General features: G+C 69.4%; 14 protein-coding genes. All 14 read left to right on the top strand.

Going from position 1 to position 20,887, the window contains the following annotated elements:
* Window positions 1–21 precede the first annotated feature (21 nt).
* The 14 genes from tssJ (at window position 22) to WMF42_RS25630 (ending at window position 20,791) form a co-directional block, all read left to right on the top strand.
* Entirely contained in the window at window positions 22–813 is a 792-nt protein-coding gene (tssJ, locus tag WMF42_RS25695; protein ID WP_061606842.1) for a type VI secretion system lipoprotein TssJ, read from the top strand.
* A gap of 144 nt (window positions 814–957) precedes the next feature.
* Window positions 958–2,319, top strand: a complete 1,362-nt coding sequence (gene tssK / locus WMF42_RS25690; RefSeq protein WP_061606843.1) for a type VI secretion system baseplate subunit TssK — start codon at window positions 958–960, stop codon at window positions 2,317–2,319.
* Between the two features lie 34 nt (window positions 2,320–2,353).
* Window positions 2,354–3,031, top strand: coding sequence for a DotU family type IV/VI secretion system protein (locus WMF42_RS25685; RefSeq protein WP_061606844.1), 678 nt, complete (start codon window positions 2,354–2,356; stop codon window positions 3,029–3,031).
* 42 nt (window positions 3,032–3,073) lie between these two features.
* Entirely contained in the window at window positions 3,074–6,790 is a 3,717-nt protein-coding gene (gene tssM, locus WMF42_RS25680) for a type VI secretion system membrane subunit TssM (RefSeq protein WP_061606845.1), read from the top strand.
* 365 nt (window positions 6,791–7,155) lie between these two features.
* Window positions 7,156–8,151 carry a type VI secretion system-associated protein TagF gene (gene tagF / locus WMF42_RS25675; RefSeq protein ID WP_233561231.1) on the top strand — a complete coding sequence of 332 codons (996 nt, stop codon included), beginning with the start codon at window positions 7,156–7,158 and terminating at the stop codon, window positions 8,149–8,151.
* A gap of 114 nt (window positions 8,152–8,265) precedes the next feature.
* Window positions 8,266–9,945 (top strand): type VI secretion system protein TssA, encoded by a 1,680-nt coding sequence (gene tssA / locus WMF42_RS25670; protein WP_437685357.1) that lies wholly within the window; start codon window positions 8,266–8,268, stop codon window positions 9,943–9,945.
* 124 nt (window positions 9,946–10,069) lie between these two features.
* Window positions 10,070–10,561, top strand: coding sequence for a type VI secretion system contractile sheath small subunit (gene tssB / locus WMF42_RS25665; protein ID WP_061606848.1), 492 nt, complete (start codon window positions 10,070–10,072; stop codon window positions 10,559–10,561).
* Window positions 10,562–10,564: 3 nt separating this feature from the next.
* On the top strand, window positions 10,565–12,049 hold the full coding sequence (gene tssC / locus WMF42_RS25660) for a type VI secretion system contractile sheath large subunit (RefSeq protein WP_061606849.1): 1,485 nt from the start codon (window positions 10,565–10,567) through the stop codon (window positions 12,047–12,049).
* Window positions 12,050–12,200: 151 nt separating this feature from the next.
* Window positions 12,201–12,791, top strand: a complete 591-nt coding sequence (locus tag WMF42_RS25655; RefSeq protein ID WP_437685354.1) for a TIGR00730 family Rossman fold protein — start codon at window positions 12,201–12,203, stop codon at window positions 12,789–12,791.
* A gap of 466 nt (window positions 12,792–13,257) precedes the next feature.
* Entirely contained in the window at window positions 13,258–14,412 is a 1,155-nt protein-coding gene (locus WMF42_RS25650; RefSeq protein WP_061606851.1) for a glycosyltransferase family 1 protein, read from the top strand.
* A 26-nt stretch (window positions 14,413–14,438) separates the two neighbouring features.
* A complete protein-coding gene (gene glf, locus WMF42_RS25645) occupies window positions 14,439–15,521 on the top strand; it encodes a UDP-galactopyranose mutase (protein WP_437685352.1) in 1,083 nt (360 codons plus the stop codon).
* A 7-nt stretch (window positions 15,522–15,528) separates the two neighbouring features.
* A complete protein-coding gene (locus WMF42_RS25640; RefSeq protein WP_061606853.1) occupies window positions 15,529–17,478 on the top strand; it encodes a glycoside hydrolase family 2 protein in 1,950 nt (649 codons plus the stop codon).
* Entirely contained in the window at window positions 17,475–18,611 is a 1,137-nt protein-coding gene (galK, locus tag WMF42_RS25635) for a galactokinase (RefSeq protein WP_437685349.1), read from the top strand. The genes WMF42_RS25640 and galK overlap by 4 nt, the downstream gene beginning before the upstream one ends.
* A complete protein-coding gene (locus WMF42_RS25630) occupies window positions 18,611–20,791 on the top strand; it encodes a family 1 glycosylhydrolase (protein ID WP_437685347.1) in 2,181 nt (726 codons plus the stop codon). The genes galK and WMF42_RS25630 overlap by 1 nt, the downstream gene beginning before the upstream one ends.
* The last annotated feature ends 96 nt before the right edge of the window (window positions 20,792–20,887 follow it).

The raw sequence follows: 20,887 nt of genomic DNA, 5'->3' as shown, positions 1-20,887 counted from the left end.
TCCGCATAAATTGGGTGGAGCATGGTCGCGTTCGCCAAGCTCCGACAGCGTTCGATGTGGATCGGGGAGCTGCGCTCGCCCTCGCCGGAACCGGAACCGGAAGGGGAGGGTGCGGCCCGCCGGCCAGGGCCCCGACGGGCGCCGGCGTCGCTCCCCCGCGGGGCGACCCTGGCGAAGGTCGCGGCCGCGACCTTCGCCGCCTTCCTGGGCGCCGCCGCGCCCGTCGCCATCGCGGGCTGCACGTCCGCCGCGCCGCCACCCGCGGCGCCAGAGCCGTGCGACGTCCAGATCGTGACGCTCTCGATCTACGCGTCCGACAACATCAACCCCAACGAGAACGGCAACCCGCGGCCCGTCGTCGTGCGGCTCTACCAGCTCAAGAGCAGCGCGCGCATGGAGAACGCGACGTACGATCAGATCCTGCTCCGCGACAAGGAGACGCTCGAGGATGACCTGGCCAAGGTCGACGAGGTCGAGGTCTTCCCGAACGACCTCGTCGAGGTGAAGTTCGAGCGCCTGCCGGACGCGAGCCACCTCGTCGGCGCCGCCCTGTTCCACAGCCCGAAGGGCAATAGCTGGAAGACGTTCTACGAGTTCCCCCTCCCGCCCGGAGAGGCGCAGTGCGGCGGGCGCGAGTCCGACGCGGGGCCGCCGGTGGCAGACCCGCGGGTCGCGTTCTTCATCGACTCGACCAAGATCGACAACGGGGTCGAGTTCGACGAGTCGATGTTCCCCAACGCGAGCGCCGTGCGCCGGCTCAGCCTGCCGAAGAAGGTGGCCGCGCCGGAGGCGCCCGCCTCGACGGGGAAGTAGAGGCATGGAGCGCCCCGGTCGTCCTCGGTGCGGTCGTCGCGGCGACGCTCGATCCACGCGCGCGCCGCGGCGTCGCGGCGCCCCGCGCGCGGCCAGCTTTCGCGCCGCGGCGCACGGCACATCTGATAAGACTGGACGGGCGACATGATCCACCCGCGTAAGCCTGTCTGGACCGAGGGGCTCTTCATGACCCCTCAGCATCTTCAGCAGTCGGACCTGTACCACGAGACGCTGGTCCACGCGCGCCTCCACGCCGTCGTGGGCTACGACTGGGGCATCACGTCCGCGCAGTTCGATGAGCGCGCGCTCTCGGCCGGGCAGTTCAAGGTGGTCAAATGTCACGGCGTCTTCCCCGACGGGACGCCGTTCTTCATCGGCGACCGCGGCGAGGACCAGGTCGAGGCGCGGCCGCTGGAGGGCGTCTTTCCGGCTGCGCTGGAGTCGCTCGACGTCTTCCTCGGGATCCCGAACCTGCGCGAGACCGCCGCGAACATCAGCCTGGATCCGGCGAAGGCAGGGCCGGCTCAGCGGTTCGTGGCGTCGCAGACGACGGTCCCCGACGTGAACTCCGGGCGCAACGACACGTCGGTCACCTGGGCCCGCGCCAACCTGCGGCTCATCTTCGGCACCGAGCCGCGCGACGCCTACCAGACGGTGCGGATCGCGCAGCTCGTCCGCGACCGCGCTGGCGCGATCGTCCTCCGGAAGAGCTTCATCCCGTCGGTCCTCCGCATCAACACGTCGGACCACATCATGTCCGGCCTGCGGCGGGTGCTCTCGGCGCTCGTCGGCAAGCAGAAGTCGCTCGTCGAGGGGCGGCGCATGCGCACCGCGGCCTCGGTCGACTTCCAGGCGTCGGACATCACGAAGTTCTGGCTGCTCCACACGCTGAACTCGTACATCCCGATCGTGTCGCACCTCGTCGACCACGGCGCCGCGCACCCGGAGCAGGGTTACATCGTCCTCGGCTCGCTCATCGGCGAGCTCTGCACCTTCTCGGCGGCGGACAGCGATCCGACGACGATCCCCAAGTTCAACTACCTCGATCTCGAGGGCGTCTTCGATCCGATGTTCGACCGAGCCGTCACGCTCATCAGCGGGCTCATCACGGATCAGTTCGTCATCGTGCCGCTGGAGAAGCGCGAGGACGGCATGTACCTCGGCAGGTTCGAGGACCCGAAGCTGCCGCGCAGCCACGAGATGTTCCTCGAAGCGAAGGGGGCGGACGAGGGCACGCTGCGCGAGCGGCTCCCTCGCCTGCTCAAGATCGGATCGTGGACCCAGATCGGGCACATCCTGCACTCCGCGACGCCCGGCGTGCGCGTCGCGATCGAGTACCGGCCGCCGGGCGCCATCCCGGTCAAGCCGGGGCTCGTTTACCTGCGCGTCGACCAAGCCGGCGATTACTGGAACGACATCCTCGGCTCTGGCACGATCGCCATCTATCAGCCCATCGAACCGCAGAAGGTCGACCTCCGGTTGATCGCGGTCCCGGCAGGGAAGTGATCGTGCCCGGCCATCCCTCCCGGGTGAGGAGCCCATGAGCCTCTCGCAGACGATGTATTTTGTTTGCTCCGACGTGCTCTCGCTGATCCTGCAGCTCAGGAACTCGCGCGATCTGCCGGCGCCGGACATCCTCCAGCGGCGTGTCCTCGGCCTGTTCGACACGATGATGCAGAACGGGCGAGAGGCCCGCATCCCCGAGCAGGACATGATCGACGCGAAGTTCGCGCTCGCGGCCTTCGCCGACGAGGTGATCTTCAACTCGAACTGGCCGGGCAGGACGCAGTGGCTCCAGAACCCGCTGCAGTTCCAGTTCTTCCAGCTCAACACGGCCGGCGACGGGTTCTTCACGAACCTCGACAACCTCTACGGCCAGCGCGGCAGAAACCACGTCGCGCAAATCTACTTCCTGTGCTTGGCCCTCGGCTTCCAGGGGAAATATCGTCTGCGCCAGCAGGAGGGCCTCGGCGCTGTCGTCGAGGGGGTGGGCAACTACGTCGCGGTCAGCGAAGGAGGCGGGGAAGTCCTCGCGCCGAACGCGGAGCGCAAGGACGGCGGCGCCGGCGCGGTGCGCCGCGAGCTGCCCTATCTGGCGATCGCGCTCGGCTTGCTCGTGCTCGCGGTCCTCGTGGTCATCGTGCTCCGGCTCGTCGTGGCCTCGGACGCGGAGGACGTCGCCGACCAGATCAAGAAGCTCATCAGCACAGGTACCTAGGCGGCTTCGCCCGTCCTCTGCTGTTCCCGAGGGAGACTTCCGATGTGGCTGTGGATCCTGAGCGCCCTGTTCCTCACCGCCGTGTGGGGAGTGTGGTTCATGCTGCGACCCGGGGCAGGGGAGGGGACCGAGGCGTTCCCGATCGAGATCCCGCTCGCCGCGACGGCGGCCATCGTGGCGCTGCTCGTCGGGCTCGCGGTCTACCGGCGCATCCGCGCGGCGCGCGCCGCGCGGGCGCTCGAGAAGGCGATCGCGCAGCAGGCGCAGGAGCAGGTGATCAACGCGAAGCCGGAGCGGCGCGCGGAGATCCAGGAGCTCAACCGGCAGATGCAGGAGGGCATCGCCGCGCTCAAGGCCTCGAAGCTCGGCGGGGGCAAGCGCGGCGCTGACGCGCTCTACGTCCTGCCCTGGTACGTGATGGTCGGCCCGCCCGGCGCCGGCAAGACGACCGCGCTCCGGCACTCGGGGCTCGTCTTCCCGTACATCGATCCCGAGCGCACGGGCGTGCGCGGCGTCGGCGGCACCCGGAACTGCGAGTGGTGGTTCACGAACGAGGCGATCCTCCTCGACACCGCCGGCCGGTACACGACCGAGAGCGACGACCACGACGAGTGGATGGCGTTCCTCGAGCTGCTGCTCCAGTACCGCGAGCACAAGCCGCTGAACGGCATCATCGTCGCGGTGAGCCTGAGCGAGCTGCTCGACGCGAGCGACGACCAGATCGACCAGACGGCCAAGAAGGTCCGCGCGCGCATCGACGAGATGCAGCAGACGCTGCACATGGTGCTGCCGGTCTACGTGCTCTTCACGAAGAGCGACCTCGTGGCGGGGTTCACCGAGTACTTCGGCGACCTGAAGAAGAGCGAGCGCGGCCAGCCCTGGGGCGCCACGATCCGGCTCGACGAGAACAAGGACGAGCCCGGCAAGATCTTCGACCGCGAGTTCGACATCCTGGTCGAGAAGCTCCACGCGCGGCTGACGAAGCGGCTCATCGGCGAGCGCAACCGCGACGTGAAGGAGAAGAGCTACCAGTTCCCGCTCGAGTTCGCGGCGGTGAAGCGCAACCTCTCGGACTTCATCGCGTCGGCGTTCGCGCCCGGGGCCGGCGCGGCGCCGGCGCCGATCCTGCGCGGGTTCTACTTCACGAGCGGCGTCCAGGAGGGGCGCCCGCTCGACCGCGTGGTCGGGGCGATGGGGCGGGCGTTCGGGCTGCGCGCGGGGCTCGGCGAGGGCGAGGAGGACGCCGCGATCCCGAAGGAGTCGAAGAGCTTCTTCCTGCACGACGTCTTCACGAACGTCGTCTTCCCCGATCAGGACCTCGCGGCGCGCACCGAGGCCGAGCTCCGGCGGCGGCGGCTCCAGCGGATCCTCGTGGCGGCGGCGGCGGCGATCGTGGCGATCCTGTTCCTGCTGCCGGCGGTGATCTCGTACTTCAACAACAAGGCGCTCGTCGCCGAGACGCGGCGCATTTCGGACGAGATCGCGTTCGTGGACTGGTCGGGGAGGAGCGGCACCCCGCCGAACGTGCCCGCGAACATCGACAAGCTCGACAAGCTGCAGGGGCACGTGGGGCAGCTCGATCGCTACGTCGAGAACACGCCGATCGACCACGGCTGGTTCATGTTCCAGGGGGACAAGCTCTTTCCCCCGACGCTGGCGCAGTACATCAAGAGCTTGAAGCAGGGGTTCGTCGGCCCGGCGAAGGCGCAGCTCGAGGCGAAGCTCGAGCGGGTGCGCGACGGGGAGTTCCTCGAGGGCTACAACGCCCTGCGCAGCTACCTCCTGCTCGGCAAAGAGCACCAGGGGTACATGGATGACCAGGTGGCGCGGTGGCAGACCGCGCGGCTGGTCCAGGTCTGGGCCGACGTCCTGAAGCCCTGGACCGACCTGCCCGAGAGCGACCTCAAGGAGCGGCTCACGCCGCACGTCGCCTATTACATCGACCTCGTGCGGCGCACGAAGCTCGAGGCCGAGGAGCTGAACACGACGCTGATCGACAGGGCGCGCGCCGACCTCCTGCGGGTCGATCCGACGAAGCGCTACTACGACCAGTTCGTCACGAAGCTGATCGACGAGAAGTACGACGAGTCGGGGCCGAACACGCCGGAGAACCTGAAGTACCCGCCGGTGTCCCTCAACGAAATGTTCGCGGACCGGCCCGAGGTGCTGACCGTCATCCACAGCGCGCAGAAGAACCGGACCGGGACGTGGTTCGAGGTGCAGGGGCCCTACACGGCCAAGGGGCACGCGCAGGTGATCGAGTCGCTCAAGGAGGGGAGGAAGGAGCTCGAGCGCGAGCTCTGGGTGCTCCCGCTGTCGAACGACGAGAAGCGTACGGGCGATCAGATCCAGAAGGAGCTCGATCGCGTCCGGCAGGACTACGACAACGCGTTCATCGCGCAGTGGGAGGCGTTCTTCCGCGACATCCAGGTCGACGTCCCGAAGACGAACCGGGACGCGATCCACGAGTTCAGGGTCCTCTCCACGCCCGACTGGCCCTACAGGCGGCTGCTCCAGCGGCTCTCGGACGAGACGCAGTTCGCGAAGGACGAGAAGCCGAGCGTGCTGACCGCGGACGGCGGGCTGATCGACAAGGCGAAGGACATGATCGTGCAGAAGGTCGACCGGCGGACGGGCGCGCGGATCGACCAGCTGATCCCGGGCAGCAACCGGCGCGAGCACTACGACCCGGTGCCCGACAAGTTCGAGTCGATGGCCAGCTTCGGGGTGTCGGGGCCGGCGGTCGAGGGGCAGCCGCCGCCGCCGCCGCCCAAGCTCAACCAGTACGTGGGCCACCTCGAGCGGCTCGCGGGCGAGATGAGCGTCGTCGAGGACGGGCCGCCGGACGCGGACACCTCGAGGGCCACGGAGGCGTTCCAGGACGCGGTGAAGGAGGCCCAGGGGCTGCTCCTCTCGATGGACCAGACCGGGCAGCGCCTGATGGAGCCGCTGCTCATGAACCCCCTCCGGCAGGCGTACAAGGCGGTCGTGCGGCGCGCCGGCGGCGCGGCGAGCGGGATCTGGGAGGTCGAGGTCTGGCCGCACTACCGCGACAAGATCAAGGACCGCTACCCGTTCAACCTCGCCTCGTCGCGCGACGCCTCGCTCGAGGACGCGATGGCGTTCTTCAAGCCGAAGGAAGGGGTGCTCTGGGGCTTCTACGAGACGTACCTCAAGGGCTTCCACTACCAGGTCGGGCACGAGTACTTCCCGAAGTCGCACCTGTCGGGGCAGCCGCAGGCGGCGAAGCCGTTCACGCCGTTCAGCGCGAACCTCTACAACTGCCTGAGGCGCTCGAACGAGATCACCGACGCGCTGTTCGGCAGCAGCGGCGGCGCGGAGCCCAAGGTCGTCTTCCACATCAACATGAAGACGGTCAGCCCCATCGTGAGCGAGGTGATCTTCGAGGTCGACGGCCAGAAGAGGCTCTATCGCAACGAGAAGGAGTTCTGGCACACCTTCAACTGGCCCGGCGACGGAGCGAAGGGCGCGAGGATCCAGGTGCGCGGCGCGGGCGGGCTCGACGAAGAGCTCGTGCGCGAAGGGCCGTGGGGGATCTTCCGGCTCTTCGAGGCCGGGACCACGACCGCCCAGAAAGACAACGACGAGCTCTTCACGGTGACGTGGCAGATGACGGCGCCGCCGGTCACCGTGACCATGGAGATCCGGCCGACCCGCGGGAACCATCCGTTCCCGACGAGCTTCTTCCGGGCGACCAACTGCCCGCCCAGCATCGGCGATCGCTTCGGCAAAGGGTGATCCGAACAGCAACGGAGCCGGCGAGGGAGGGGGTGTCGTGCGGGGGGCCGGCGGGGGCCCCTCCCGCGAACTCGCGCCTTGTGGTGGCTGTTGCCATGGGAACGGAGAGACGTGGGCTACGAGGGAGACGCTGCGATGCGGGCCGGCGCTCGGATTCGCGGGGCCCTACCCCGCCAGCCCCCCGCACGACACCCCCTCCCCCGCCGGCTCTTTGTGACGGAATGAAGAGGGAAGGGGCGGTGGATCCGGACTGCTGTCGCTGAGTTCACGGGAGGGGCCCCCGCCGGCCCCCCGCCCGTGCAGCCCCTCCCTCCCCACCCGGCTCCGTCGCCATCGGGAAGGTGGTAGCGCTCAGTGCGCCGTTCGTGGTTCACTCTCAGGCCGTCATGTTCTGGCGCCGCAAGAAGGGCCCTGCCGCTCCGCCGCAGATCGGCTGCTTCGGCAAGCTGCCCGCAACGGGCGATTTCATCCGGCTGAACGCAGGCGGAGAAGAGCTCGCCGCATTCGACCGCTGGCTGGGCGCGGCCATCGACTTCGCCCGACGCGCCATGGGACCCCATTTCGACGGGTACTACCAGACCGCGCTGGGGCTCTTCGTCTTCCACGGCGACCCGAAAGGCGACGAGCCGCCCGGACGCGGGCTCGTGGGCGCATGGGCCGCCAGCGGCGACAACGCAGGCCGGCTCTACCCGATCGTCGTGTTCGGTTCGTACGACTACGACCAGCTCGTCTCGGCCGGCCCGTCGCTGCCCATCACCCTGTTCCCCCTCCTCGCCGCCGCGCACGACGTCGCCACCAGCGGCCGCAACATGCCCGTCGACGCGTTCCTCCACCGCGTCTCGCAGATCGTCCCGCCGTCGCTCGACGACGCCGACGCGTCGTACGCCAACTACCGCGCATGGCTGAAAACCCAGCCGATGAAGGCGCTCTGGGACGCAGGGTTCGGCACCGACGCGAGCCGCTTCTGGGTGCTGCAGAACATCCTCGAGTCGGTGACGCCGTTCCGCGGACAGGAGCTCCCGAGGACAGGGCTCGCGCTCCGGCTGCCGCTCGGCGCGGGCGACGCCTACGCCGCCGCCGTGTGGATGGACATGACCCTCCGCCTGTCAAAATGGGGACGCACGCTGATGAACGCGTTCTGGACGCCGCAGCGCACCCTGCTCCTCCACCTCGGGTCACCCCACGTCGGCTCGTTCCGCGAGATGATCGCGCCCACCACCCAGGCCGAACACATCGCCGACCTCTGCGGTCCCCCGTCGGTCGAGGAGCACGTCTCCCGACACGCCCTCGGACCGGAGCTCGACGCGCTCGTCGCACGGACCGACCTGTCGCTCGATAGCTTCCTCGAGTCCCTCGGCTGACCGATGCCCGAGCGCCGACCCCCGAACCGGCGCGTCGGTCACCGCGTCCGCCAGCGTACGGTTGCCTCGAATTCGCCGTCCACGCTCGGGACGTCTTGATATCCTGCGCGACCCATGGCCGCTGAAGACGCGATCAACCAATCCAAGGCGCGCATCGAGGCGCTGTTCGCGCCCATCCACGGAGGCGTCGGCGTAGACGTCACGTACGACGAAGCGTTCGAGGCCCTCAAGAACGAGGTCGATAAGCTGCAGTCGCTCGCGGGCGGCAAGGTCGACTGGGGGCGCATCGCGAGCGGCGCCGACGAGATCCTGAGCGACAAATCCAAGGACTTCCGCGTCGCCCTCTACTACGGGGCGGCGAAGGCGCAGCTCGACAAGCTCCCCGGCCTGCTCGACGGGCTGGTGCTCGTGCAGGAGCTGAACGGCGCGTTCTGGGACACGATGTACCCGGCGCTCAAGCGGCCCAAGGCGCGCGGCAACCTGTGCTCCTGGTTCGGCGACATCGCGGCCGCGGCGCTCACCGGCATCACGCCCACCGCCGCGGATCGCGACGTGGTGAACGCCCTCGAGCAGGTGAGCCGCGCTGTGGACACCGACCTCAGCGACAAGCTCGGCGAAGCCTACGGCGGGATGGGCCCGCTCCGGAACGCGCTCCGGAGCCTCGTCGCAAGCCTGCCCGCAGAGGCGCCGCCGCCTCCTCCTCCGCCGCCCCCGCCGCCGCCGAAGGTGGAGCCGCCCAAGGCCGAGGCAGCGATCGTCCAGGCGCCGGCGGTCACGGCCGTTGTCGTCACCCCGCCGTCGACGCCGCCGGCCGTCGTCGGCACGGCGGACCCGGCGCTCAGCGTCGAGGCGATCGTCGACGAGGACTCCGCGCTCACCGCCCTCGGGCGCTGCGCGCTGCTGCTCGCGCGCGCGGGCGACGCGCTCCGGGCCGCGGATCCGAAGCGCGCAGCCGCGTACCGCGTCCTCCGGGTCGGGCTCTGGGTCGACCTCCTCGACGACCCGGGCGCCGCATCCCCGAACGGCAAGACGGCGATCCCGCCGCCGCCCGAGCACGTGCTGCAGACGCTCCCGGCGCTCACGAGCCAGGGCGCTTTCGCCGACCTGCTGCCGATCGCCGACGAGTACGCGCAGAACTACCCCCTCTGGCTCGATCCGCACCGGTACGCGGCGAACGCGCTCGAGCAGCTCGGCGAGGACTACGCCGAGGCCCGGCGGGCCGTGCTCGTCGAGGTGGGCACCCTGGTGCTCCGCGCGCCGCTGCTGCCCAACCTCCAGTTCAGGGACGGGACGCCGTTCGCCGACAGCGAGACGCAGGCCTGGCTCTCGAACGAGGTGGCGGCCGCCATCGGCGGCGGGGGGAACGGCGCCGCGGCCCCGGCGCGGCCCCGGAGCTACCTCGACAAGCCGCTGTCCGAGGCGCGCGGGCTCGTCGCGAACCAGCAGCCCATCGACGCGATGGCGCTCCTCGAGAAGGCCGCGGCCGCGGCTCCGTCGGCGCTGGACCGCTTCCGCGTGCGGCTCGCCATGGCCCAGATCAACATCGAGCTGTCCCAGTTCCTCGTGGCCCGCGCGCAGCTCGAGGCGCTGGAGCAGATCGTCGAGCACCACCGACTCACGACGTGGCAGCCGGATCTCTGCGCGGAGCTCTACGCCGCGCTCCACACATGCTACCGCGTGCTGAACCAGGGCTACGAGGCGACGCCGGAAGCCAAGGCGAAGGAGGCGCTCTGCTTCGAGCGCGTCTGCCAGCTCGACGCTGCGCTCGCCCTGAAACTTTCGCTGGAGGCCTGAGGAGGCGCATGCGAGGCCCGATGCGCATCGCGCCGAGAAGCTTGCCCGATGGGTGGGGGTTTTGGTCTATGCTCGTGTGGCCTGCGGGCGCTCCGCCCGCTGCCGACGGGGAAAGGAGCCTGCGATGAAAGAGGGATCGGTCGCGCCGAAGGAGCGCGTGAACATCACGTACAAGCCGGCCACGGGGAACGCGAAGGAAGACGTAGAGCTGCCGCTGAAGCTCCTGATGCTCGGCGACTACACGCAGCGCCCGGATCCGCGGCCCCTCGAGGACCGCAAGCCGATCAACGTGGACAAGGACAACTTCCAGAAGGTCATGAGCGAGCAGAAGCTCGGGCTCACCTTCAACGTCAAGGACGTCCTCTCCGAGCAGGAGAACAGCGAGCTCACGGTCAACCTCAAGTTCCGCCGGCTGAGCGACATGGAGCCCGAGGCGATCGCGAACCAGGTGCCGGAGCTCAAGAAGCTGCTCGACCTGCGCGCCGCGCTGACGGCCCTGAAGGGCCCGCTCGGGAACGAGAAGGCGTTCCGCAACAAGATCCAGCAGATCCTGAGCGACCCGGCCCAGCGCAACAAGATCGTGAGCGAGCTCGGGCTCGACAAGGAAGGGGAGTGAGCGATGGCGACAGAGACACAGGTCGCGGGGAGCGCAGGCGTCCAGACCCTCGAGGGAGGGTCCCTGCTCGACGAGATCCTCGCCGAGACGAAGATGACGCCCGGCGACGAGGGGTATGAGATCGCCAAGAGGGGCGTGCAGGCCTTCATCTCGGAGCTCGTCGCCCCGCGGCGCGAGGGCGAGAAGGTCGACAAGGCCTTCGTCGACGCGCTGATCGCGGAGATCGACGTCAAGCTCTCGCGGCAGATCGACGAGATCCTCCACCACCCCAGCTTCCAGAAGCTCGAGTCCGCCTGGCGCGGCCTCAAGTTCGTGATCGACCGCTGCGATTTTCGCGAGAACATCAAGGTCGAGATGCTCAACTGCTCCAAGGACGACCTCCTCGCCGATTTCGAGGACGCGCCCGAGGTGCCGAAGAGCGGCCTGTACAAGCTCGTCTACTCGGCGGAGTTCGGCCAGTTCGGCGGCAAGCCGGTGGGCGCGATCATCGCGAACTACGAGTTCGGGCCCGGACCTCAGGACATCGCGCTGCTCCAGAAGTGCGCCGCCGTGGCGACGATGTCGCACGCGCCGTTCATCGCGGCGGCCGGCCCGCAGTTCTTCGGCCTCAAGGACTTCATGGGGCTGCCCAACCTGAAGGACCTGAAGGCGATCTTCGAGGGGCCGCAGTACACGAAGTGGAACGCGTTCCGCGAGACGGAGGACGCGCGCTACGTCGGGCTCGTGATGCCGCGCTTCCTGCTCCGCCTGCCGTTCGGCGCCAACACCGTCCCGGTGAAGGCGTTCAACTACGAAGAGGAGGTGGTCGGCAAGCACGACGCGTACTGCTGGGGTAACGCGACGTACGCCTTCGCGACCCGGCTCGCCGACAGCTTCGCCAAGTACCGCTGGTGTCCGAACATCATCGGCCCGCAGGCGGGCGGCTCGGTGGAGAACCTGCCGCTCCACCAGTACGAGGCGATGGGCGAGATCCAGACGAAGGTGCCGACCGAGATCATGCTCACCGAGCGGCGCGAGTTCGAGCTCTCCGAGGAGGGGTTCATCGGGCTCACGTTCCGCAAGGACTCGGACAACGCCTGCTTCTTCTCGGCCAACTCCACGCAGAAGCCCAAGTTCTACGGGCAGAGCGAGGAGGGCCGGGCGGCCGAGATGAACTACCGCCTCGGGACTCAGCTCCCGTACATGTTCATCATGTGCCGCATCGCGCACTACCTGAAGGTGCTGCAGCGCGAGCAGATCGGGACCTGGAAGGAGCGGGCCGACCTCGAGAAGGAGCTGAACGACTGGATCGGCCAGTACGTCGCCGATCAGGACGTCGTCTCCGCCGCGACCCGCGGGCGCAGGCCGCTCCGCAAGGCGAAGATCATCGTCACCGAGGTGCCGGGGAACGCCGGCTGGTACAAGGTCGACATGCAGGTGCGCCCGCACTTCAAGTACATGGGCGCGTTCTTCACGCTCAGCCTCGTCGGCAAGCTCGACAAGGAATAAGCGTCCCGACTCGGCGCCGCGCCGCGCTCGTGCGCGGCGCGGTCCGCGCGGGCTCAAGCCACCACGTTCCGCCAGAGACAGGCGTCGACAGGCGCCGGCATCCCGGGGATCGCCGCTGGAACGAGCGCGCCTGGCGGCGTAGGCTCGGGCCATGAGGACACTCTCGAGGATCTGCGTTTACTGCGGGTCGAATCCCGGCGCGTCGCCGGCCTACCGCGAGGCGGCCGTGCGGCTCGGGGAGCTCCTGGCGGCGCGCGGGATAGGGCTTGTGTACGGGGGAGGCCGCGTGGGGCTCATGGGCGCGATCGCCGACGCGGCGCTCGCGCGCGGCGGCGAGGTGACAGGCGTGATCCCCCACTTCCTCAACCAGCGAGAGATCGAGCACCGGGGGCTGACGGAGCTCCACGTCGTCGAGACGATGCACGAGCGCAAGGCGAAGATGGCGGCGCTGTCCGACGCCTTCATCGCCCTGCCGGGAGGCATCGGGACGCTGGAAGAGCTGTTCGAGGTGTGGACATGGACGCAGCTCGGCTCCCAGGAGAAGCCGGTCGGGTTGCTCGACGTCCAGGGGTACTACCGCCCGTTGACCGCCTTTCTGGATCACGTCGTGTCCGAGCAGTTCATGAAGTCGGGCCACCGCGCCGTGCTGCAGGTGGCGGACGACGCGGAGGAGCTGCTCGCGCTGCTCGCCGCGTGGCGCCCCAGCGTCGAGTACAAGTGGATGCTGCCAGGAGAGCGGTAGGCGCGGCGCGCGCCCTCCTCGGCGATCCAGGAGCGGCGTGCATTCCCTCCAGTCGAGCGCTCTTCCATCGCGCGGAGCGCGCAGCCGAGAGGTCGAGTGCCTTCATGCCCCCGGCGGTGCTTCTGCGGTGTTTCCCTTAGGGCAACGCCCAGCGTGTATCCGGCGCTCTCGGTTGCATCAACCTTGCGTCCTTTGTGAAGGACCAGCAGGAAACGCCCGATCTGCGGCGCAATTTGCCCCATCTGTGGCAGGTTCGTCCTTCGCGGCGTCCAGCGATGACAGCGCGCGCGGAACGCGTGCTGTTCAGTGCTCTGCGCAGCTCATGGTGCGGATTGCCGCGCTTCCAGGGGCAGCGTTTCACGCCTCGATCGCCGCATCTCCGTCGATGGCTGAGTCGCGTCGTCGGCCCGCTACTTGCTAAAACTCCGGCGCGCCTACGTACCCTTTCCCACAAATTGGAGACAAGATGAAGCAGGCCGGGCCCGATCTCATCTGTTTGTCGCACCTGCGCTGGAACTTCGTCTTCCAGCGACCGAACCACTTGATGAGCCGCTTCGCGCAGGAGAAGCGGGTGTACTTCGTCGAAGAGCCGGTGTTCCAGGACGGACCCCCAAGGCTCGAGACAAGACACATCGAGGCCAACCTCACCGTCGTTGTGCCGCGCCTGACCCACGGCACCGAGCAGGAGGAGGGCCTCGCCCAGCAGCGCCGCCTGCTCAACTCCCTCGTGAAGGAGCAGGACATCCGGCAGCCGATCCTGTGGTTCTACACGCCGATGTCGCTGCCGATCGCCGCCGACGTGGAGCCGTCGCTGGTCGTGTACGACTGCATGGACGAGCTCTCCGCCTTCCGCGGCGCGCCGCCGATGCTCCGCGAGCGCGAGCGCGAGCTCTTCGCGCGCGCCGACCTCGTGTTCACGGGCGGCCAGAGCATCTACGAGGCGAAGCGCGCCCACCACCCGTCCGTGCACGCCTTCCCGAGCAGCGTCGACGCGGCCCACTTCGCGGCGGCGCGCGGGGCGGCGACGGATCCGGACGATCAGCGCGACATCCCCAGGCCGCGCCTCGGGTTCTTCGGCGTGATCGACGAGCGGCTCGACGTGGACCTCGTCGCCCGCGTGGCCGAGGAGCGGCCGGACTTCCAGATCGTGATGCTCGGGCCGGTCGTCAAGATCGACCCCGCCTCGCTGCCCCGGCGGCCGAACATCCACTGGCTCGGCCAGAAGTCATATCAGGATCTTCCGGCCTACCTCGGCGGCTGGGACGTCGCCATCATGCCGTTCGCGCTCAACGAGGCGACCCGGTTCATCAGCCCGACGAAGACCCTCGAGTACCTCGCGGCGGGCAAGCCGGTCGTCTCCACCGCCATCCGTGACGTGGTCACGCCCTACGGCGACAGGAAGGCGGTCCACATCGCCGATGCCCCCTCGTTCGTGGCGGCCGTCGAGGCGGCGCTCGCGCAGCCCACCGAGGCGCGCCTCGCGATCGCGGACGAGATGGTGAGCGCGACGTCCTGGGACAAGACGTGGCGCTCGATGTCCAGGCTCATGACAGACGCACTCCAAGCCAAGCGTCCGGCGGCGGTCCGGACGGAGGGGAATGTACCGTGTTCGACTATCTGATCGTAGGTGCTGGGTTTGCAGGCAGCGTGCTCGCAGAGCGCCTCGCGTCGCAGATGAACAAATCGGTCCTCCTGTGCGACAAGCGGCCTCACATCGGCGGCAACGCGTACGACTGCTACGATGACGCCGGGGTCCTCATCCACAAGTACGGTCCCCACATCTTCCACACGGCGTCGCCGCGCATCTTCCGCTACCTGTCGCAGTTCACGGAGTGGCGCCCGTACGAGCACCGCGTGCTCGCGCACGTGGACGACAAGCTCGTGCCGTTCCCGATCAACGTCGACACGGTGAACGCCCTCTACGGAACCAGCTACTCACCCGCCGAGGTCGAGGCGTTCTTCACGCGCGTCGCCGAGCCGATCAAGCACTGCCGCACCTCCGAGGACGCGGTCGTCAGCAAGGTGGGCCGGGAGCTCTACGAGAAGTTCTTCCGCAACTACACGCGGAAGCAGTGGGGGCTCGACCCGTCCGAGCTCGACGCCGCCGTCGCGTCGCGCGTGCCGGCGCGCACGAACTACGACTCTCGGTACTTCACGGACGAGTTCCAGGCGATGCCGCTCCGCGGCTACACGCGGATGTTCGAGAACATGCTGGATCACAAGAAGATCCGCGTCGTGCTGAACACCGATTCCCGCGACATCATGAACGAGGTGAATTTCAGGGAGATGATCTACACAGGGCCGGTGGACGCCTTCTTCGACCACCGCTACGGGAAGCTTCCCTATCGCTCCCTCGATTTCAAGTTCGAGACGCACGACAAGGAGGTCTTCCAGCCGGGCGCCGTCATCAACTACCCGAACGAGCACGCGTACACCCGCATCACGGAGTTCAAGTACCTCACCGGACAGCAGCACCCGAAGACGAGCGTCGTCTACGAGTTCCCGACCTCCGAGGGCGACCCCTACTACCCGGTGCCGCGGCCCGAGAACGCGGAGGTCTACCGGAAGTACAAGGCGCTTGCCGACGCGACGCCGAACGTGCATTTCGTCGGGAGGCTCGCGACCTACCGGTACTACAACATGGACCAGGTGGTGGGTCAGGCCCTCGCCACCTTCGACCACCTCCGCGATGCGAAGCTCGACGGAGCAGCCGTCACCGTCGCCGCCTGATAGACCCATGCCTCGACAGCACCTCGCACAGATCGGCATCCCAGGTTCGGCGCCGCCGCCGGCCGACAGCACGGACATCGGCGGCGGCGCCCGCGGCTACCCTCGACCCTTGCTCAGGCGAGGGGACTGGATCTCGCTGAACGGGACGTGGGAGTTCGCGCTCGATCCGCGGGCGGACTGGTGTTCCCCGGCGGACGCGCGCTTCGACAGGACGATCGAGGTGCCGTTCGCCCCGGAGACGCCGCGGAGCGGGGTCGGGGAGACCGGCTTCTACAAGGCCTGCTGGTACAGGAGGCAGGTCGACGTGCCGGAGATCGAGCCGTCCGAGCGGCTGATCCTGCACTTCGGGGCCGTGGATTATGTGGCCAGGGTGTGGCTCGACGGCAGCTTCGCCGGGGAGCACGAGGGCGGCTACACGCCCTTCAGCCTCGACATCACCGAGCTCGCGCGGGGGCGCAAGAGCGTCTCGATCGTGGTGCAGGCCCACGACGATCCGAGCGACCTCGCGAAGCCGCGCGGCAAGCAGGACTGGAAGCTCGAGCCGCACTCCATCTGGTACCCGCGCACGACGGGGATCTGGCAGACGGTGTGGATCGAGCGCGTACCGAAGATGCACGTCGAGTACCTGCGCTGGACCCCGAACCTCGAGCGCTGGGAGATCGCTGTCGAGGTCCGGGTCGCGAACGCGCCCGTGGAGGGCGCGCGCGTCGGGGTGCGGCTGCGCGTCGGCGACGTGACGATCGCGAACGACCAGTACACGGTCGTGGCCGGCGAGGTCCACCGGCGCATCACCCTCTCCGATCCGGGCATCGACGACTTCCGCAACGAGCTACTGTGGTGCCCCGAGCGCCCGACGCTGATCGACGCCGACATCGTCCTCTACGACCAGTCGGGGACGACGATCGACAGGGTGAAGAGCTACACGGCGCTGCGATCGGTGGCCGTCCGCGGGGACCGCTTCCTCCTGAACGGGCGGGCGTACGTGCTCCGGATGGTGCTCGACCAGGGCTACTGGAACGAGACAGGGATCACGGCCCCGGACGACGAGGCCCTCCGCCGCGACGTCGAGATCACGAAGCAGATGGGCTTCAACGGCGCCCGGAAGCACCAGAAGATCGAGGACCCGCGGTACCTGTACTGGGCGGACAGGCTCGGGCTGCTCGTCTGGGAGGAGATGCCGAGCGCCTACCGGCACACGCGCAAGTCGATCGATCGGCTCGCGCGGCAGTGGCTCGAGGCGATCCGGCGCGACATCAGCCACCCGTGCATCATCGCGTGGGTGCCGTTCAACGAGTCGTGGGGCGTCCCGAACCTGCCGGACAACCCGAACGAGCGGCACTACGTGCAGGCGCTCTACCACCTCACCCGGTCGATGGACTATACGAGGCCGGTCATCGGCAACGACGGGTGGGAGAGCGTGGCGACCGACATCATCGGGATCCACGACTACGATCCGTCGCCCGAGCGCATCGCCCGCCGCTACTTCGCGCACGACGTCGTCCCGAAGCTGCTGAAGCGGGAGCGGCCCGGGGGCCGCGCCCTCGTGCTCGACCCGTCGGTCAACCACGAGACGGCCATCGTGCTGTCGGAGTTCGGCGGGATCGCGGTCGCGCCGACGAGCGGCGGCGAAAACGGCGGCACGTGGGGATACTCGGCGTGCAGGACCTCGGACGAGTTCGCCGAGCGCTACACTAAGCTGATGAAGGTGATCAACTCCCTCGAGCTGCTGGCCGGCTTCTGTTACACGCAGTTCGCCGACACGTATCAGGAGGCGAACGGGCTGCTCTACGCCGACCGCACGCCGAAGTTCCCGCTGCATCAGATGGCGGCCGCGACGCAGGGGATGCCGTTCGTCGGCCCCAACGAGACGCCGTCGACGCTGAGCGACGGCGGGATGGCGGACATGCCGGCGCTGGCGGACATGCCCGGGCTGGTGGACATGGGGGCGCAGCGATGACGGCGCCGGGACGAGGATTCGAGGCGATCTTCGGCCGCCCGGCGAAGCGGAGGGCCGAGGCGCCGGGGCGCGTGAACCTGATCGGCGAGCACACCGACTACAGCGGCGGGTACGTGCTGCCGACCGCGATCCCGCAGAAGACGCGGATCGAGATCGCGCCGCGGGACGACGGGCTCGTCCGGGTCGCGACGCTGAACGTGGACGGCGTGGACGGCGTGGACGGCGTGGACGGCGTGGCTCAGCTCTCGTTCCGCGCCGGAGAAGAGTCGCGCCGCGGCAACTGGGTCGACTACGTGCAGGGGATCACCGCGGTCCTGCGCGGGCGCGGCGCCTCGATCCCGGGCTTCGACGCGCGCATCGAGTCGTCGGTGCCGCTCGGCAGCGGCCTGTCGTCGAGCGCGTCGCTGCTCGTGGCGCTCGCCCGCGCCCTGCGCGCGATGCTCGATCTGTCGATCGACGACGTGGAGATCGCGCGCATCGCGCACGCCGCCGAGCACGACTTCGTGGGCGCGCCCGTCGGGACGATGGACCAGATGGCCGCGAGCCTCGCCGACGAGAGCACGGCGCTCTTCATCGACACGAGGACGCTCGCGTTCGAGCGCGTCCCGCTGCCGGCCGAGGCCGAGCTGCTCGTCGTGAACTCCGGGTTGGCGCACCAGCACGCGAGCGGCGACTACAAGACGCGGCGCGCGGAGTGCGAGCGCGCGGCCGCGGCGCTCGGCGTGCCGCAGCTCAGGGACGTCGACGCCGCCGCCGAGCAGCGGATCGCGTCGCTCCCGGCGCCGCTCGACCGCCGCGCGCGCCACGTCGTGACCGAGAACGCCCGGGTGCTCGCCGCCGTGGCCGCGCTCCGCGCCGGGGACCTGCGCCGCCTGGGCCAGCTCTTCGACGCGTCGCACCGCTCGATGCGCGACGACTTCGAGGTGTCGGTGCCCGAGGTCGACGCCCTTGTCGAGAGCGCGCGGGCGCAGCCGGACGTCTTCGGCGCGCGGCTGACCGGCGGCGGCTTCGGCGGATCGATCGTCGCCCTCGTGAAGCGCGGGAGCGCGGCGAAGGTGGGGCGGGCCGTCGTCGACGCCTACGCGCGCACGCCGAACCGCCGGGCGACGGTGCTGGTAGGAGGGCCCGTCTGATGAGGGAGCGCTCCGGGATCGCGCTCTGGGCTGGCGTCGAGTGCACGGTCAACCGCGTCGGCGACCGGTACTTCAACCAGCTCGAGCGGACCGGCCACCACGATCGTATCGCGGATCTGGACCTGCTCGCGGAGCTCGGCGTGAAGGCCGTCCGGTACCCGGTGCTGTGGGAGCGCACGGCCCCGAACGGTCTCCGGAGCGCCGATTTCTCCTGGGCAGACGAGCGGCTCCACCGGCTGAAGGAGCTCGGCATCGACGTGATCGTCGGGCTGGTGCACCACGGGAGCGGGCCGCCGTGGACCAGCCTGATGGAGGACAGCTTCGTGGCCGGCCTCGAGGAGTTCGCGGGCGCGGTGGCGGAGCGGTACCCCTGGGTGCGCGACTACACGCCTGTCAACGAGCCGCTCACGACCGCGCGCTTCAGCGCGCTCTACGGGCACTGGTACCCGCACCGCCGGGACTCGGCCTCGCTCCTGCGCGCGCTGCTCGTGGAGACGCGCACCACAGCGGCCGCGATGCGCGCGATCCGGCGGGCGCGCCCGGACGCGCGCCTCGTGCAGACCGAGGACTTCGGCGCGGTCGCCAGCACGCCCGGGCTCGCCTACCAGGCCGCGTTCGAGAACCACCGGCGCTGGCTGAGCCTCGATCTGCTGTACGGGCGCGTGGACGCCGCGCACCCGCTCCACCGGCACCTCCGCGACTGCGGCGTCGCCGACGAGGATCTCGCGCGGCTCGTGGCGGCGCCGTGCCCGCCGGACGTGATCGGCGTGAACTACTACCTGACGAGCGACAGGTTCCTCGATCACCGGCTCGACAGGTACCCCTCCTGGACGCACGGCGGGAACGGCCGCGACGCGTACGCCGACGTGGAGGCGGTGCGGGTCCGGGAGGAAGGGATCTTCGGCCACCACCGCGTGCTGCGCGAGGTGTGGCAGCGCTACGAGACGCCGATCGCGATCACCGAGGTCCACGTCGGGTGCACGCCGGAGGAGCAGATCCGCTGGCTTGTCGAGGCGTGGGAGGGCGCGCACGCGGCGCGCGCGGAGGGCGCCGACGTGCTGGCGGTGACGCTGTGGTCCGCCTTCGGGGCGTACGACTGGGACAGCCTCGTCACGCAGGCGCGCGGCCACTACGAGCCGGGGGTCTTCGACGTGCGCGGGCCCGCGCCGCGGCCCACGGCGCTCGCGGCCGTCGCGAAGGAGCTCGCGAAGACCGGCTGGTCCGAGCACCCGCTCGTCGACGTCCCGGGGTGGTGGCGCCGCGACGAGCGGCTGCTCTACGGCGCGCCGCGCTCGACCACGCGGACCATCTGCCGGCCGCGGGAGCGGCCGATCCTGATCACCGGCGCGGGCGGCTCGCTCGGCGCGGCGCTGACGCGCGCGTGCGAGGAGCGCCGCATCCATGTCCGGGCCATGACGCGCAGCGAGCTCGACATCGCCGACGCGGCGGCCCTGGAGCGCGCGATCGCGGAGGTCCGCCCGTGGCTCGTGATCAACGCGGCGGGCTACACGCGCGTGCACGAGGCCGAGGACGAGATCGAGGCGTGCCGCCGCGCCAACGTTGTCGGCCCGACCCTGCTGGCGGAGGCGTGCCGGCGCCACGGAGCGAAGCTGCTGATGTTCTCGTCGTCCTTCGTGTTCGACGGGAGCAAGCCCGCCCCCTACGTCGAGGATGATCCGGTCGCGCCGATCAACGCGTTCGGCGAGGCGCAGGCGCTGGGCGAGCGGGGCGTCCTCGAGGCCCTGCCGAGCGCGCTGGTGGTCCGCACGGGGAGCCTGTTCGGGCCGTTCGAGGCGCGCAGCTTCGCTGCGCTCGCGCTCTCGGTCATCCGGCGCGGCGAGCCGTTCCGCGCGGCGGACGATCTCTTCGTGTCCCCCACCTACCTGCCGCACCTGGCGCACACGTGCCTGGACCTCGCGATCGATCAGGCCGAGGGGGTGTGGCACCTCGCGAACGACGGTGTCCTCAGCTTCGCCTCGTGGGCGAAGCTGATGTGCGACGCGTTCGGCCTGCCCTCGCGGGCGGTGCACCCCTGCCCCGCGCACACGCTCGGGCTCCGGGCGAACCTTCCCCGCCAGGGAGGGCTCCACAGCAGCCGCCGCGCGACGCTGCCGACGCTGCCCGAGGCCGTCGAGCACTACGTCAAGCACCGGGCGGACGCCGTGCTGGCGGCCGTCTAGCTCGGCGCACGCGCGCGGAGGATGGATCCGGCTGGGCGTCAAGGAGGCCAAGAGAAGAAAGGTCTGGTTCTCTTGGCCTCCCTGGCGTCCAGACGG

This window comes from Sorangium sp. So ce176 (assembly GCF_051519835.1).
GTDB lineage: Bacteria > Myxococcota_A > Polyangia > Polyangiales > Polyangiaceae > Sorangium > Sorangium cellulosum_G.
Note: the sequence above shows the minus strand (reverse complement) of the source record. Positions and strands in the feature narration are given on the sequence as shown.